The following is a 16,531-nucleotide window of genomic DNA, read 5'->3' as shown; positions in this document are numbered from 1 at the left end:
AGAAGAAAATATCTAATTAACCCAACTGACGACGAGCATTACGGAAAATACGCATCCAGGGGCTATCTTCGCCCCACTCTGGTGGATGCCAGGAATGGCTAACTGTACGAAATACTCGCTCCGGATGCGGCATCATGATAGTCGCCCGCCCATCTAAGCTCGTCACCGCAGTAATACCATTAATCGAACCATTTGGATTTGCAGGATACTGTTGAGTAACCTGACCATAATTATCAACAAAGCGTAGCGCGACTAAATGATTTTTTTCCAACTGGTTAACATCAGCCATGTTACGCATCTCAACTTGTCCCTCACCATGAGAAACCGCTATTGGTAGCTGGCAACCGGCTATATCTTGTAAAAATAGCGAAGGACTTTCCATCACTTTTACCAAGCTAAAACGCGCTTCAAACCGCTCTGAACGATTACGTACAAATCGTGGCCAATGTTCAGCACCTGGAATTAACTGATGGAGATTAGACATCATTTGACACCCATTACATATGCCTAAAGATAAAGTATCAGAGCGAGTAAAAAAGTCAGCAAATTCGTCATGTACACGTGAATTGAATAAAATTGATTTTGCCCAGCCTTCTCCGGCACCCAATACATCACCATAAGAAAAGCCGCCACAGGCAACTAACAGCTGAAAATCAGCGAGTGTTACTCTACCAGCTAACAAATCACTCATATGCACATCGATGGCAGTAAAACCTGCACGATAAAATGCAGCCGCCATTTCAATATGGGAATTGACCCCCTGTTCACGTAAAACAGCCACTTTTGGTGAGCGGTTTGTCATAATATAGGGCGCAGCAATGTCATCTGCTGGATCAAAATTTAATTTTACATTCAATCCCGGATCTGTCAGATCTTGTTTAGCTTGATGTTCTTGATCGGCACACTCAGGATTATCTCGTAAACGTTGCATTTGCCAACTGGTCTCAGCCCACCATAATCGCAATTGACTACGCTTTTCACGATAAATTTCTTTGCCATGGCTGTTGATAGCAACAATATCGTCATTAATTGCCATACCAATATACTGAACACACTCAGCCAATCCATGCTCAGCTAAACAAGCTTCCACCATTTCCCTATCCGCTTGCTTGACTTGGATGACTGCACCTAATTCTTCACTGAATAAAGCCGCAAGAATATCTTTATCACAATGACCGATATCAATATTCAAACCACAGTGACCAGCAAATGCCATTTCAGCTAATGTAACAAATAGGCCACCATCAGAGCGATCATGATAAGCTAATAATTTTTGTTCTTTTATAAGCGCCTGAATCGCATTAAAAAAGCCTCTTAATAAGTTAGCATCACGCACATCCGGTGCATGATCACCTAATTGCTGATAAACCTGCGCCAATGCTGAACCACCCAATGCATTATGCCCCTGGCCGAGATCTATTAATAATAATGCATTATCTTGATCACTTTTCAGTTCAGGTGTAACCGTTAAACGAACATCTTCAACCCGAGAAAAAGCCGTAATAACAACAGAAAGTGGCGCGGTCATCTCACAAATCTGTTCGCCTTCATGCCAGGTGGTCTTCATTGACATTGAATCTTTACCAACCGGGATGGTTAAACCTAATGCTGGACATAGCTCTTCACCAATCGCCTTCACAGCTTGATACAAACCTGCATCTTCACCAGGATGTCCCGCGGCGACCATCCAATTAGCGGAAAGCTTCACCCGTTTTAGCTCCTGAACATAAGCAGAAGCGATATTGGTTAACGCTTCTCCAACCGCCATCCGGCTAGATGCCGCATAGTCCAAAAGTGCTATTGGTGAGCGCTCACCGATAGACATAGCTTCACCATAATAACTGTCTAAACTAGCAGTCGTGACCGCACAATCAGCAACCGGGATCTGCCAAGGCCCCACCATTTGATCTCGCGCCACCATTCCGGTAACACTTCGATCACCAATAGTAATCAGAAAAGTTTTCTCTGCGACAGCGGGTAAATGTAATACCCGTTTAACTGCTTCTGTTAGAGTTATCGTCTCGCGATTAATCGGTTTACCGGCTGCATATTGAGAACTAACGTCACGTTGCATCTTGGGTGCTTTACCTAACAAAACATCAAGCGGCATGCAAATAGGCTGGTTTTTAAAATAACTATCATTAAGAACCAAATCCCGATTTTCCGTTGCTTCACCAACTACAGCATATGGCGCGCGTTCTCGACGACAAATAGACTCAAATAAAGGAAGTTGTTCAGGTAACACTGCCAATACATAGCGCTCTTGAGATTCATTACACCAAATCTGACGTGGATCCATACCTGGTTCATCATTCAATATTTGGCGTAGTTCAAATACTCCCCCGCGACCCGCATCATTCACGAGCTCAGGCATGGCATTAGAAAGCCCTCCCGCGCCTACATCATGGATAAATAGGATCGGATTATCCTTACCTAACTGCCAGCAACGATCAATAACCTCTTGGCAACGACGCTCCATTTCAGGGTTATCACGTTGTACCGAGGCGAAATCAAGATCAATATCAGACTGCCCGGAAGTCATCGATGAAGCTGCGCCGCCTCCCAGTCCAATATTCATTGACGGGCCGCCTAATACAATTAATTTAGCGCCAACGGGTATATTCCCTTTTTGAATATGTTCTGCCCGAATATTACCTATACCACCCGCTAACATAATCGGTTTGTGGTAGCCACGTAATTCTGCTCCATTATGACTATCCACTTGTTGTTCATAAGTACGAAAATAACCTAACAAAGCGGGTCGCCCAAATTCATTATTAAAAGCGGCGCCCCCTAATGGCCCATCAAGCATAATATCCAGCGCACTAACAATACGTTGCGGTTTGCCAAAATTTTGTTCCCAAGGTTGTTTAAAGCCTGGAATACGTAAGTTAGAAACTGCAAATCCAACCAAGCCTGCTTTAGGCTTTGCACCACGTCCAGTTGCACCTTCATCGCGTATTTCTCCACCCGAACCGGTTGCAGCTCCTGGCCAAGGAGAAATGGCAGTCGGGTGGTTGTGCGTCTCTACTTTCATCAAAATATGCGCATTTTCATGATGATAATCATACTTACCGGTTACTGGATCAGGAAAAAAACGCCCGATATTCGATCCTTCCATTACGGCAGCGTTATCTTTATATGCCGATAAAATATAATCAGGGGTTTGTTGATAAGTATTTTTTATCATGCTAAACAAAGAATTAGGTTGAGATTTACCATCAATAACCCAACTGGCATTAAAAATTTTATGCCGACAATGTTCTGAATTAGCTTGTGCAAACATATAGAGCTCAACATCCGTTGGATCCCGGCCTAATGCTTGAAAGGCATGCATTAAATAATCAATCTCATCTGTGGCTAACGCTAACCCTAATTCAGTATTTGCCAATTCCAGTGCACGACGACCATTTTTTAATATTTCTATCGTTACCATCGGCGCCGGCTTATGGTGCATAAAGAGGGATTTTACCTGTTCAAAAGAAGTCCAAACAGCTTCAACCATACGATCATGCAAAATGACAGATAAATCATCCAATTGTGATATATCCAATGGCGCAGAACAAATAATATAATAAGCAATGCCACGCTCAAGCCGGATCACCTGCTGTAATCCACAGTTATGAGCAATATCCGTTGCCTTTGAAGACCAAGGTGAAATAGTGCCTGGCCGTGGAGTAACTAAGAGTAACTGGCCCTTAGGCTGTTGCTCAGTTAATGAAGGGCCATAATGGAGCAATTGACTCAGTTTTTGTCGATCTTCCTGATTTAATGGCGCACCAAGTTCAGCAAAGTGTACATATTCAGCATAAATGTCAATAACCGGCAGTTGTTGTTGTTGGCATAAAGAAAGAAGCTTAGTAATGCGAAATGTCGATAAAGCGGGTGAGCCACGCAGAAGTTCCATAGTAATAGATTCTCTTAACTTATAAAGCTGGCCTGAAGATAAGTATCAGGAAAACTGGCTGACTATTATAAAGCATCATGAGCCGTTACGAAACCGTTTGCGTGAACATTTATCACTCACTGGGAAATGTTAAAGATATGTAAAATAGATTAAATTACGTTGCAAATCCTTTTTTTGTTAAGCAAAATGTCGGGCTCTTAAAAAATTGACCATAATTTGGTCATTTTAATTAAGATAATATGTTTAACTAACGAGATATAACCATTTGATTAATATTAGAATTAATTATCTTGTTATCGTTATCGTCTCTATAATTTCTGTTGGTGTCATTGCACTTAATATTGAGTGGCCCAACCAGCAGCAAGACCAGGTGAAGAGAATTATTTCTCGTGGTGAACTACGTGTAAGTACCATTAATTCACCACTTATGTCCTTTAACGATAAGCAAGAAGCAAGCGGATTTGATTACGAACTGACTAAACGCTTTGCCGATTACCTTGGCGTAAAGCTACGTATCAATGTACGTTCAAATATCAATCAACTTTTTAATGATCTTGAAAACGGTAATAGTGACTTCATTACTGCAGGACTTCTTTACAATGAGAAGCGCCTCGATAAAGCACAGCCGGGCCCTGCCTACTATACCGTTTCACAACAACTGATTTATCGTAAAGGGATAAATCGTCCACGATCCTTGAATGATGTAAAAGGCAAGTTTGTCGTTGCCATTGATTCAGTACACGCTAGTACATTGCAACGGTTGAAGCAAAAATATCCTAATCTTCAATGGGAAGAAACCAGTCATTATAATGCGACTGAGTTATTACAACTGCTAGCCGAAGGGAAAATTGATTATACTATAGAAAACTCTATTGTCGTCGCCATGCAGCAACGTATTCATCCAAACATTGCGGTAGCTTTTAATGTTAGCGACGATCATAGCCTTAATTGGTATATGAAACGTTCAAAAGATAATAGTCTAAATGCAGCAATGTTAGACTTCTTCAATAAAAGCAAAGAAGAAGAACTTTTAACACGCCTAGATGAAAAATATTTTGGCCATGTAGCTAGCTTTGATTATTTTGATACGCTTACTTTTATTACTGCGATTAATAAAACTTTGCCAACCTATAAACATCTGTTTAAAAAATATGCAGAAAATATGGATTGGCGTCTACTCGCAGCAATTTCCTGGCAGGAATCACACTGGGATCCACTTGCCACATCACCAACTGGGGTTCGTGGTTTGATGATGCTAACGGTTCCTACTGCACAAACTATGGGTGTGTCAGATAGGCTGGATCCAGAGGAAAGTATTAAAGGTGGCGCCGCTTATTTACAATACCTAATTTCACGCTTACCAACCACTATTGCGCCTGATGATCGCATTTGGTTTGCATTATCAGCTTATAATATGGGGTTGGGACATATGCTTGATGCCAGGAAACTGACACGCATGCAAGGCGGTGATCCAGACAGTTGGTTAGATGTAAAAGCCAGACTTCCCTTACTTAGCAAGAAAAAATATTTTGCTAAATTAACTTACGGTTATGCGCGTGGTTATGAAGCCTATCGCTATGTGGAAAATATTCGCCGTTATCACCAGAGCTTGGTGGGTTACCTACAGAATAAGGAAATGAATCAAAATATGCAGCTTGCTGCCAGGGATCCTCTTTTATTCTCTAGAACCAGTAGCAAAAAAGAGAGTAGTGATTAATTTAGCCAAAAATCACTAAATAGTATTAGCCTCTATTTCTGCCTAAGTAGCCTCACTAAGCTACTTAGGCAGATTTAATTTAGCAACGTGGCGCTTTCTTGGCCAACTTTTTTTCTGCTCGCCGCTGTTTAAAAAAACAACTTAACATCTCCGAACATTCATCGGCCAAAATCCCTCCCAATACCAAAATACGATGATTCATATCAGGATGATTAAAAACATCAATTACTGATCCCGCAGCACCGGTTTTTTGATCCGGGGCACCATAAACCAAGCGACCAATACGTGCATGGATCATAGCCCCAGCGCACATAATACAAGGTTCTAGTGTCACATAAAGGGTAGTATTAAGTAAGCGATAATTTTGTAAATATTGACCACCTGCGCGCAAAGCTAAAATTTCTGCATGAGCGCATGGATCATGAGCGGAAATAGGATGATTGCAACCTTCTGCAATCAATTTATCTTCATGTACCAATACTGCACCTACTGGAATTTCACCTTTTGCTTGCGCATTTTCTGCGAGTAAAATAGCTTTTTGCATCCAATAAACATCTTTTTCGGCTTGCTCCACGAATAAAAACCTCAAAAATTAACTTACACGACAAAAATTGTTATAACATAATATCAATTTATGGTTTAATGAAACTAATGAAGATAGTTAATCACGTTGATAAACTATCTGTAAAATAATCTATGCTATTACTTAAAATTAGCCTATTTGACCTTGCACATCTTTAAATTAAAGATAATAACCTATTTAACATGTGTATATTAAATGATAAAAAAATTAATAAATAACAATCAGTATTTTTGGCTAAAAATATTGCTCCATACTATATTATTCAGCCTAATTCATTATGCTATGGGCTACCCAGCAAGGCTAAACTATACAGCGGGTATCGTCGCATTACTCATCGTTATCAGTCCATTACGGATAATATATAGTGGGTTTATTATCATATTCTCAGTTATTGCAGCGCTATATTTTCCAGCCAGGTTTCTGTACGGTGCGCCCTCACTCACCATAGCAACATCGGTTACTTATACCAATTTACATGAAGCAATAGAATTTATTACTAATATTCCATACTATCTTTACGCCGGCTCAGTATTTATTTTGCTGTTCGGTTTTTCCTGTGCAAAATTTAAGCTTAAAAGCTCAAAAAAAATAAAGATTTGGGCTTTTATTACCTTTGTACTGTTTCTTCTCTATGGTCCAATAAAAGATTATAAAGAAATGGGTAAATTTGATATTTTAAATAGTGGTTATCCTGAAATTAAATTTATCAACGATTTTTACTATGCTAAACAAGAGGCGACAAAACTTTTTAGTTTAATTGCGCAGAAAGATGATTTCCAACCAAACAATGCTGCCACACCTTATGATACCTATGTTATAGTGATTGGAGAAAGCGCCAGACGTGACTTTATGCATGTTTATGGCTTTCCAATTAATAATACCCCATTTATGGATAGTGCAAATGGTATTATATTTAATCATTATATTTCAGCCGCCTCAACAACCGTACCATCATTAACTCATTCCCTAGCTCAGCCACCTAAATTAGCCAATAATATTATTGCACTCGCTAAAAAATGGGGATTTACCACCTATTGGCTATCAAATCAGGGAGCGGTTGGTATCTATGACACACCGATTGCCTCAATGGGTAAAAAAGCCGACCAGCCGTTTTTCCTTAAAAGAGGAAGTTATAATAATAGTAAAGATACCAACGATGATGAATTGCTACCGCAAATCGCGGCAGCAATCAAAGCTCCTCCTGCCAAAAAATTGATTATTGTTCATTTAATTGGCAGCCATCCCCGTGCCTGCGTAAGAACTGATAATCATTATGATATCTTTTATAAAAGTAAAGAAATCTCATGTTATATCCAGAGCATAAAAAATACTGATAAGCTACTAGCAACGATTCATCAATATTTAACTAACAGCCAGTCAAAATGGAGCATGATATACTTTTCTGATCATGGTCTGGGTTTCGTCAATAAAAACAATCCGAGTGACCTTAAACTCACCCATAACGACCAATATCGTCAGGATTACGAAGTACCACTGTTTATTAGTGCTTATAATTCTAACGACCGGCAGTACATCAACGCTGCCAGAAGTGGAATTAACTTTTTAAGTCTATTTTCTGAATGGTCAGGTATTGACCATCCCAGTATTGACCATTCCTGTAATATGATTTCAAACGATATTTGTTCACAACAAAATAGTGTCATTGACTTTAGCAATAAACGAATTGACTATACAAAATTACCGGCCGATATGGCACCATAGCAGTATGCCAAAGAGCAAACCGGTTAATAAGGTAATAATATTATTGTTTTAGCGTGATAATTTACGCTAGACAATATAAAATAAGCTGTGTTTATTTTCGCTTCAAGCCTAATAATAAATGCAGCTTTTTACTTACTTAATAATATAACTAATATTTTAAATAAAGCTTAAAATGTCACTATTAATTACTCATCGCTGTATCAACTGTGATATGTGTGAACCAGAATGTCCTAATGAAGCGATTTCAATGGGAGAAGAATTTTACCAAATCAACCCCAATCTCTGTACTGAATGCATTGGCCACTATGATAAGCCAACTTGCCAATCCGTTTGTCCGATCAGCAATACCATTATTAAAGATCCGAATAACACTGAAACAGAAGAACAATTATGGGATAAATTTGTCTTAACACACCATGCCGATAAAATTTAACTTTCCATAATCACCGTGGCACAAGCATAATTTTGTTCATCAGATAATGATACATGTATGTGTTGCACACCTAATGAATCAGCCAATATTTTTGCTTGCCCTAACAAATTCAGCCCTGGCTTACCTAATTCATCATTAAAAACTTCAAATTGATTAAGTGCTAAACCATTTCGAATACCGGTTCCTAAAGCTTTTGCCGCTGCTTCTTTGACAGCAAAGCGCTTTGCCAAAAAACGGACTGGCTGAGAGTGACTTTGATATTGTCGCCATTCTTGAGCAGACAATATACGTTTTGCCAGGCGTTCTTCTAAACGCTCGATAATCTGCTCTATACGTATAATTTCAACCAAATCGATACCCAATCCAATAATCGCCATTAACCACGCGCCTCACGAAGAATTTTCTTCATATCACTGACCGCCATTGCCATACCACTAAAAAGGGCTCGCCCAATAATCGCATGACCAATATTAAGTTCATATATATCTGGCAACTGTGCAATACGCTGGACATTATGGTAAGTTAGCCCATGACCCGCATTGACCTTAAGCTTTTTCGCCGTAGCATAACTTACCGCTTGCTTGATACGTTTAAACTCTTCTTCCTGCTTTAACTCGCTGTTAGCGTCAGCATAAGCACCGGTATGAATTTCAATAAAGGGCGCCCCAATTTCCACTGCCGCATCAATTTGTTTATCGTTAGGAGCAATGAATAAAGAAACCGTGATACCTGCTTCGGCTAATCGTTTGACAGCCGTTGCGACTAACGCTTGTTGGCCAACAACGTCAAGCCCACCTTCCGTCGTAACTTCTTCACGTCGCTCTGGTACCAGGCAACAAAATTGAGGTTTGATCTGACAGGCAATATTGACCATCTCATCTGTTATTGCCATCTCCAGATTCATCCGCGTTTGTAACATTTGGCGAAGTAACTTAACGTCACGATCAGTAATATGGCGGCGATCTTCACGCAAATGGACGGTGATCCCATCTGCACCCGCCTGTTCAGCAAGAAATGCCGCATGTATTGGATCAGGATATTGAGTTCCCCGTGCATTACGCACTGTCGCAACATGATCAATATTAACGCCTAATAATAACTCTGCCATATTAAACTCCTGTTATCCATTTCATAGTTAGAATTTCGTTTATCCATGCAATCATAATATCTTGAAATAGGTGTTAGTGACCCCACTTCAACGCGTTTTAGGCAATATAAGCTGGCAAAAAAGCTCGCGGCTTTTTAATGGACTTCCCCCTAAATAAGGTTTAAGCGCAACGCGTGTAAAACGTTTTGCTGCTCTCAATGTATCAATATCAGGAAACTCACGATAGGCAAATGCCTTAAGCTGCTTGCCGGTAAAACTCAAGTGATCAATAACCAAACTGGCAATAAAACCTTTCTCTTGCCGGTAACGGTAAGTCATGCTATCTATCACCGGTTCACCGCTACCAGAGCAGTGTAAAAAATCAACACCATAACCTAAATGAGATAACAATGATAATTCAAAACGACGCAATGCATGTTCTGGCGTAGATTCACTGCCAGCCAATATCTGCAAACAGGTAAGGTATTCAAAAAATAGGCTTTGAAAAGGGATGTTGTAGGCTAAAACTCGCGCAAGCAATTCATTAACATATAGACCGCTGTACAGCACGGTACCGGTAAATGGTAGCGCTAAAGAAATTGGTTCTGCGCCACGTAACGTTTTCATTTCTCCCTTGCCTCCCCAACGGATCAGCAAGGGCGTAAAGGGTTGTAAACAGCCTTTTAGATTAGAACGACGGCTACGAGCACCTTTGGCCAATAGTCGAATTCGACCCTCATTTTCGGTGAAAAAATCTAATAATAAGCTCGTTTCACTATAAGGGCGAGTATGAAGTACAAATGCACGTTGCCAACCGTCCACTGAAATCCGCCTTAATGAAGATCATCTATATAGCCTAAACTACGCAGTGCACGTTCATCATCAGCCCATCCAGCTTTAACTTTGACCCAAAGTTCAAGATGAACTTTAGTCGCAAAAAGTTTTTCCATATCCATCCGAGCTTCAATGCCAATTTTCTTAATTTTGCTACCTTTATTGCCAATAACCATTTTTTTCTGGCCATCTCTTTCAACCAGAATCAGACCATGAATGTTATAGCCACCGCGTTCATTTACCACAAATTGTTCAATTTCAACTGTGACCGAATAGGGTAATTCATCACCAAGAAAACGCATTAACTTCTCACGAATAATTTCAGCAGCCATAAAGCGTTGTGAGCGATCGGTAATATAGTCTGCTGGAAAATGATGCGCCGCTTCTGGCATATGTTGTCGAACAATTTTAGTAATAATATCAATACCAGTACCTTTTTCCGCACTAATCGGCACAATATCCAGAAAATTCATTTGCTTACTAAGAAAGCCAATATGAGGCAGTAAGCGGGTTTTATCCACTACATTATCAATTTTATTGATCACTAATAATACCGGGCAAGGCACATGACGCAGTTTATTTACCACCATCTCATCATCGATTGTCCAATGTGTACCTTCAACAACAAAAATAATCAGTTCCACATCACCAATTGAACTACTTGCTGCCCGATTCATTAAACGATTTATTGCGCGCTTTTCTTCTACATGCAATCCGGGGGTATCGACATAAATTGTTTGATAATTACCTTCTGTCTCAATTCCCATGATGCGATGACGGGTTGTCTGTGGTTTACGTGAAGTAATAGAAACCTTTTGCCCAAGTAATTGGTTCAGTAATGTTGATTTACCCACATTTGGACGCCCTACAATAGCGACAAATCCACAATAGGTTTTCGGTTTGCTCATTCAAGCTCCAATATTTTTAATGCCTGCTCAGCGGCTGCTTGTTCAGCCTTACGACGACTTGAACCCACTCCTTGAACAGGTTCCTTTATGCCACTAACCTGACAATGAATAGTAAATTCCTGATCGTGCGCTTCACCGCGAACTTGAACGACCAAATAATTCGGTAAAGGTAGATGGCGTCCCTGTAAATACTCTTGTAAACGTGTTTTAGGATCTTTTTGTTTATCGCCGGGACTAATTTCTATTAATCGAGTGTCATACCAGGCCAAAACAATTCGTTCAGTGGTTTGAATATCACTATCTAAAAAAATACTGCCAATTAAAGCTTCGATAGTATCTGCCAATATTGATTCTCGACGAAAACCACCGCTTTTTAATTCACCTGGCCCTAAGCGCAAGCATTCTCCCAAATCAAACTCTCGTGCAAGCTCAGCCAGAGTATTTCCTCTGACCAATGTTGCGCGCATACGACTCATATCACCTTCATCAACTTTAGGAAAACGATGGTAAAGATCATTAGCAATCACAAAACTAAGAATTGAATCGCCTAAAAATTCCAATCTTTCATTATGACTACTACTGGCACTACGATGAGTTAATGCTTGTTTCAATAATTCAATTTGTTTAAAAGCATAACCAAGCTTACGCTGTAGCTGTTTAATTTCTTGCCGCTCTGACCACTCAATTAAAGAAGAATTCATGTGCTACCAATTATTTTATTATCAAATTACAAAAAGCATACGCAACAGATCTGTAAAATTAATTTTTACAAAGCTGCTGCGTTGGTAGGTTTCCTGATATCACTTAGGAAACCATCATATTTGATTGTCTCGCTATATTCTATCTCGATTGCTATATAAATCAATTTAGCATCAATGATTAGTTTATTTTATTAGTTAATTGCACCAATTCGACTTAAACGCACCCCAGTTGGCCATTCACCCTCGTGCTTATCAAGACTAAACCAGATAATAACGGCACGCCCAACTAAATTTTCTTCAGGTACAAAACCCCACATACGGCTATCTGCACTATTATCCCGATTATCTCCCATCATAAAATAGTGTTTAGGCGGAACAATCCATTCATTGTCTGGTAAACCGGGCTGTTGATAACGTGACTGGGTATATACCTGTGGGATCACTAAGATTTCATGGCTAACATCATCTAATTTTTCAATTCTTTCCGCTTGACGTAATGCGTTAGTTGGAACTGGTTCACCCAATGGAATTTGATAACTCCCTTTCTGGCTTTCTACCATTGAATCCATATTAAAAAATAAGGCCCATTCACTCTCTTTTAATGAAGAATAGATAATTGGTAATGCTCGCGCACAGTTTGAACTTGAACAATTCGGGTATATGCGTAACTCTTTTTGTTCAGGATCATAAACAATTTTATCACCAGGTAGACCAATAACACGTTTAACAAAATCTACACTAGGATCTTTAGGATATTTAAAAACCGCAATATCACCACGTTTAGGTTTTCCTGTTTCCAATAAGGTTGTTTGTGTAACAGGATCTTTTAATCCATAAGCAAACTTTTCTACTAGTATAAAATCACCAACCAATAAAGTAGGCATCATTGAACCTGATGGAATTTGAAACGGCTCATAAATAAATGAGCGTATTACTAATACAATCGCTAATATCGGAAAAATAGATGAACAAGTATCAACCCATGATGGTTTATGTATACTTTCAGCTAAGTGCGTCTGCTCTACGCTTCCCTCAATCACCTTTTGCTGCTGTGCCATTTTTTTCTTGCGAGCAGGAGCTAATTTAAAACGATCAATAAGCCAGATAATCCCTGTAATTAAGGTCGCCAGCGTCAAAATCAAAGAAAAAGTGTTAGCCATTATGACTCCTTATAACGGTTAGTTATCTTTACCTACGTGAAGGATAGCTAGGAATGCTTCCTGCGGTAGTTCAACATTACCAACCTGCTTCATTCGTTTTTTACCTTCTTTCTGTTTCTGTAGTAATTTTTTCTTACGGCTAACATCACCACCATAACATTTAGCTAATACATTTTTACGTAATTGTTTCACCGTTGAACGCGCTATAATGTGGGTACCAATAGCGGCCTGAATTGCAATATCAAACTGCTGGCGCGGGATCAGATCTTTTATTTTATCTACCAGCTCACGACCCCGGTATGGTGCATTTGCACGATGCGTAATCAATGCTAAAGCATCCACTCTTTCACCATTAATTAACACATCTACACGCACCATATCCGCCGCTTGGAAACGGACAAAACCATAATCTAATGAAGCATATCCCCGAGAAGTCGATTTCAAACGATCAAAGAAATCTAACACCACCTCAGCCATAGGAATTTCATAGGTTAATGCGACCTGATTACCATGATAGACCATATTAGTCTGCACACCGCGTTTTTCTACACATAACGTAATGACATTACCAAGATATTCCTTCGGCATTAGCATGTTACATTCTGCAATGGGTTCACGTAATTCATTTATGTTATTAAGCGCCGGTAACTTAGAGGGACTATCAACATAAATGACATCACCATTCGTTAACTCAACTTCATAAATAACTGTAGGTGCAGTGGTAATAAGATCCAGATCATATTCACGTTCCAAACGCTCCTGGATGATCTCCATATGAAGTAGACCAAGGAAACCGCAGCGAAATCCAAAACCTAAAGCAGTTGAACTCTCTGGTTCATAAAATAACGAAGCATCATTCAAACTTAATTTAGCTAAAGCGTCACGAAATGCTTCATAATCATCAGAGCTAACGGGGAATAAACCGGCGTAAACCTGTGGTTTTACTTTTTTAAAGCCAGGCAACGCCTGTTCAGCCGGATGACGAGCACCGGTCAATGTATCACCAACCGGCGCGCCGTGAATATCTTTTATGGCACAGACCAACCAACCTACTTCACCACAATTTAACTGTTGGCGATCAATGCGTTTGGGTGTGAAAATACCTAAGCCATCAACATTATAAAGCTGACCTGAGCTCATCACTTTAATTTTATCGCCTTTACCAAGAGTACCATTTTTAATTCGTACCAGCGAAACAACGCCTAGGTAATTATCAAACCACGAATCGATAATCAATGCCTGCAAAGGAGCTGCCGGATCACCTTTTGGCGGTGGGATCTCTTTAACCAAACGTTCAATTACTTCCTGTACCCCTAACCCAGTTTTTGCCGAACAACGAACCGCGTCATGTGCATCTATGCCAACGATATCTTCAATTTCTTCAGCCACCCGATCAGGCTCAGCCGCTGGTAAATCGATTTTATTTAGCACAGGAACAACTTCTAAATCCATTTCAATAGCGGTATAACAATTAGCAAGGGTCTGCGCTTCCACACCTTGCCCGGCATCAACAACCAGTAATGCGCCTTCACAAGCAGCTAAAGAACGGGATACTTCATAAGAGAAGTCCACATGACCGGGAGTATCAATAAAATTAAGCTGATAAGTTTCGCCGTCACTGGCTTTATAATCAAGGGTAACACTCTGGGCTTTTATGGTGATCCCTCGTTCTCGCTCCAAATCCATCGAGTCTAATACCTGGGCGGCCATTTCACGATCAGAAAGGCCACCGCAGATCTGAATAATACGATCCGACAGAGTTGATTTACCATGATCAATGTGAGCGATGATGGAAAAATTTCTTATATGTTTGATTTTCAAGGTTATATCTTCTTCTAAATGGCCTTATAAAATCAGTTTTAGCGATAGTTTAGCCTACAAAGCTAAAACTAATAAAAGCTGTTATAACAATCTTGGGAATGCATTTTACATATAAGCGACAAACAACTCAAAGAATCATTAATAATGAAAAGTCGTTTTTATGAATAAGGCGTTTATACGCATGATTAGTGACGATTTGTTTTTACTATCGATAAGCATTTTGACTGACTATGTCATTCATACTTGCTCTTTTAATTCATTAGGCGGTAAACCGATTTGCAAAATGGTGGGGTGATATAGGGTTTCTTTTTCCCAATAATGCGCAATTTTTTTTGCCAGAAAAAAACCAACACTTGCACCAACAACGGCACCAAAAAAGATAATTAATTGATTTAAAAAGAAAAATTGCATAACGCCACCGGCGATAAAAAGCCCAAGTAATGGGGTAAGGTAAACAAGCATGGCTGAACGTAATAAACTGCCTTCTGGGATCCCTACTTCCACTTTCTGACCAACAACCAGAGGCTGGCTGATCTCAAGTTCTAATTGATACTCAGTTTTCGGTCCTATTTTATTTAGAATATAAGATCCGCAGGTTGAACGAGCAGCGCAACTACCACAACCGGAATTAGAACCATATCGCAAAACAACACGACCATTATGCCAACGCACTACCGTGGCCCACTCTTTAACCATTAATTTGCCTCTTTAAAACTAATATTAGCAGCAATCTGACTAGCAGTTAACAAAGGTAATTGACCAATAACTGTAATTTCGTATTGCCCCTTTATTACCGTGTAAATGGTTAAACCACCTTTACGAAATGGCTGTTCAATAAGTGGTCGCTCTCCTGCTTTAGTGACATTAATAGAAAAACTAAATAACCCATCACCAAATATCATGGTCTCTAATGATTCATCGGTTGCTATCTCATTACAGCTACGAGATATTTCTTCAAATCCCAACGGAAGTTGGTTTACTTGCCAGTTAAATTGCTTAGTAATTGATTTGGGAATAAGTAACAAAGGAGGCATATTCAATGATGCAATCACTTGCATCGATTTTAGCAACTCTTGACTATTAAAAACTACAGAAACAACTCTAAATTGTTCCAATATTTCATTTTTACTATCTAATAGATCAATGCGCATTGGTAACTTGGTTTTTTCATCAATTAATAAGATATAGCCAAACCGTGAATTGTCTTTTGGGATAACCCGAATAACCTGACAGCTTATATCACCTATATGCGTTCTGCCTAACTGAATAAAATTGTAATAAGATTGCAGTTTAGTAAAATTAGCAAAAACAACTGATGGTAAATAATCAACGATATAAGAGCCATCTAGGGTAAAAGAATCAAAGCCTGGCTCAAAATAGCTAATTTGATTACCTTTTTGAATAATTTCACGACGAGAGCTATCCATCTGCATTATTTGAGCAATGGGTTTATTGTTAATAATGACATGACGATATCTGATCGGCGTTATACCTTGAGGGTTGATAATAATAAATGATAACTCGTAAGGTAAAGATTTTACCGCATTACCCATATCAGTTAATAAAATTTCAGCCGATAATTCTTTAGCATAGGAATGTAAAGGCAACAATAAACCGCCCAGCAAAAAAAAGAGGGCGGATAACCAATGCTTCATTAC

General features: G+C 39.4%; 14 protein-coding genes. 3 read left to right on the top strand and 11 right to left on the bottom strand.

The annotated features are described in order from the left end of the window. Positions 1-16: 16 nt before the first annotated feature. The gene (gene purL / locus H1X92_RS11510; RefSeq protein WP_180560288.1) at positions 17-3,907 is read right to left on the bottom strand and encodes a phosphoribosylformylglycinamidine synthase; all 3,891 of its coding nucleotides are present in this window, start codon (positions 3,905-3,907) and stop codon (positions 17-19) included. Positions 3,908-4,172: 265 nt separating this feature from the next. Here purL and mltF point away from each other — a divergent pair, with 265 nt between their 5' ends. Continuing rightward, the gene (mltF, locus tag H1X92_RS11505; RefSeq protein WP_180560287.1) at positions 4,173-5,624 is read left to right on the top strand and encodes a membrane-bound lytic murein transglycosylase MltF; all 1,452 of its coding nucleotides are present in this window, start codon (positions 4,173-4,175) and stop codon (positions 5,622-5,624) included. 79 nt (positions 5,625-5,703) lie between these two features. On the opposite strand, the gene tadA is transcribed toward mltF, so the two are convergent. After that, complete coding sequence (gene tadA, locus H1X92_RS11500; RefSeq protein WP_225507143.1) at positions 5,704-6,198, bottom strand: tRNA adenosine(34) deaminase TadA; 495 nt, start codon at positions 6,196-6,198, stop codon at positions 5,704-5,706. Between the two features lie 204 nt (positions 6,199-6,402). Between tadA and H1X92_RS11495 the strand changes: the two genes are divergently transcribed. Both H1X92_RS11495 and H1X92_RS11490 read left to right on the top strand, forming a co-directional pair. Further along, positions 6,403-7,929: a sulfatase-like hydrolase/transferase gene (locus tag H1X92_RS11495; RefSeq protein ID WP_180560286.1), complete on the top strand. Its 1,527-nt coding sequence runs from the start codon at positions 6,403-6,405 to the stop codon at positions 7,927-7,929. Between the two features lie 172 nt (positions 7,930-8,101). After that, on the top strand, positions 8,102-8,362 hold the full coding sequence (locus H1X92_RS11490) for a YfhL family 4Fe-4S dicluster ferredoxin (RefSeq protein WP_180560285.1): 261 nt from the start codon (positions 8,102-8,104) through the stop codon (positions 8,360-8,362). Here H1X92_RS11490 and acpS read toward each other — a convergent pair. From acpS to rseB, 9 genes are all read right to left on the bottom strand, one after another. After that, positions 8,359-8,739, bottom strand: coding sequence for a holo-ACP synthase (gene acpS / locus H1X92_RS11485; protein ID WP_180560284.1), 381 nt, complete (start codon positions 8,737-8,739; stop codon positions 8,359-8,361). The genes H1X92_RS11490 and acpS overlap by 4 nt on opposite strands. Beyond that, on the bottom strand, positions 8,739-9,470 hold the full coding sequence (gene pdxJ / locus H1X92_RS11480) for a pyridoxine 5'-phosphate synthase (protein WP_180560283.1): 732 nt from the start codon (positions 9,468-9,470) through the stop codon (positions 8,739-8,741). The genes acpS and pdxJ overlap by 1 nt, the downstream gene beginning before the upstream one ends. A gap of 87 nt (positions 9,471-9,557) precedes the next feature. After that, on the bottom strand, positions 9,558-10,271 hold the full coding sequence (gene recO / locus H1X92_RS11475; RefSeq protein WP_180560282.1) for a DNA repair protein RecO: 714 nt from the start codon (positions 10,269-10,271) through the stop codon (positions 9,558-9,560). A gap of 11 nt (positions 10,272-10,282) precedes the next feature. Further along, on the bottom strand, positions 10,283-11,191 hold the full coding sequence (era, locus tag H1X92_RS11470; RefSeq protein WP_180560281.1) for a GTPase Era: 909 nt from the start codon (positions 11,189-11,191) through the stop codon (positions 10,283-10,285). Beyond that, positions 11,188-11,892, bottom strand: a complete 705-nt coding sequence (rnc, locus tag H1X92_RS11465) for a ribonuclease III (RefSeq protein WP_180560280.1) — start codon at positions 11,890-11,892, stop codon at positions 11,188-11,190. Before rnc ends, era begins: the two co-directional genes overlap by 4 nt. Positions 11,893-12,083: 191 nt before the next feature. After that, positions 12,084-13,052, bottom strand: coding sequence for a signal peptidase I (gene lepB, locus H1X92_RS11460; RefSeq protein WP_180560279.1), 969 nt, complete (start codon positions 13,050-13,052; stop codon positions 12,084-12,086). An 18-nt stretch (positions 13,053-13,070) separates the two neighbouring features. Continuing rightward, a complete protein-coding gene (gene lepA / locus H1X92_RS11455) occupies positions 13,071-14,867 on the bottom strand; it encodes a translation elongation factor 4 (protein WP_180560327.1) in 1,797 nt (598 codons plus the stop codon). A gap of 243 nt (positions 14,868-15,110) precedes the next feature. Next, a complete protein-coding gene (gene rseC, locus H1X92_RS11450) occupies positions 15,111-15,569 on the bottom strand; it encodes a SoxR-reducing system protein RseC (RefSeq protein WP_180560278.1) in 459 nt (152 codons plus the stop codon). Next, complete coding sequence (gene rseB / locus H1X92_RS11445; protein ID WP_180560277.1) at positions 15,569-16,528, bottom strand: sigma-E factor regulatory protein RseB; 960 nt, start codon at positions 16,526-16,528, stop codon at positions 15,569-15,571. The genes rseC and rseB overlap by 1 nt, the downstream gene beginning before the upstream one ends. Positions 16,529-16,531: the final 3 nt, after the last annotated feature.

The sequence above is a fragment of the Arsenophonus endosymbiont of Apis mellifera genome (genome assembly GCF_903968575.1).
Taxonomy (GTDB): Bacteria; Pseudomonadota; Gammaproteobacteria; order Enterobacterales; family Enterobacteriaceae; genus Arsenophonus; species Arsenophonus apicola.
Note: the sequence above shows the minus strand (reverse complement) of the source record. Positions and strands in the feature narration are given on the sequence as shown.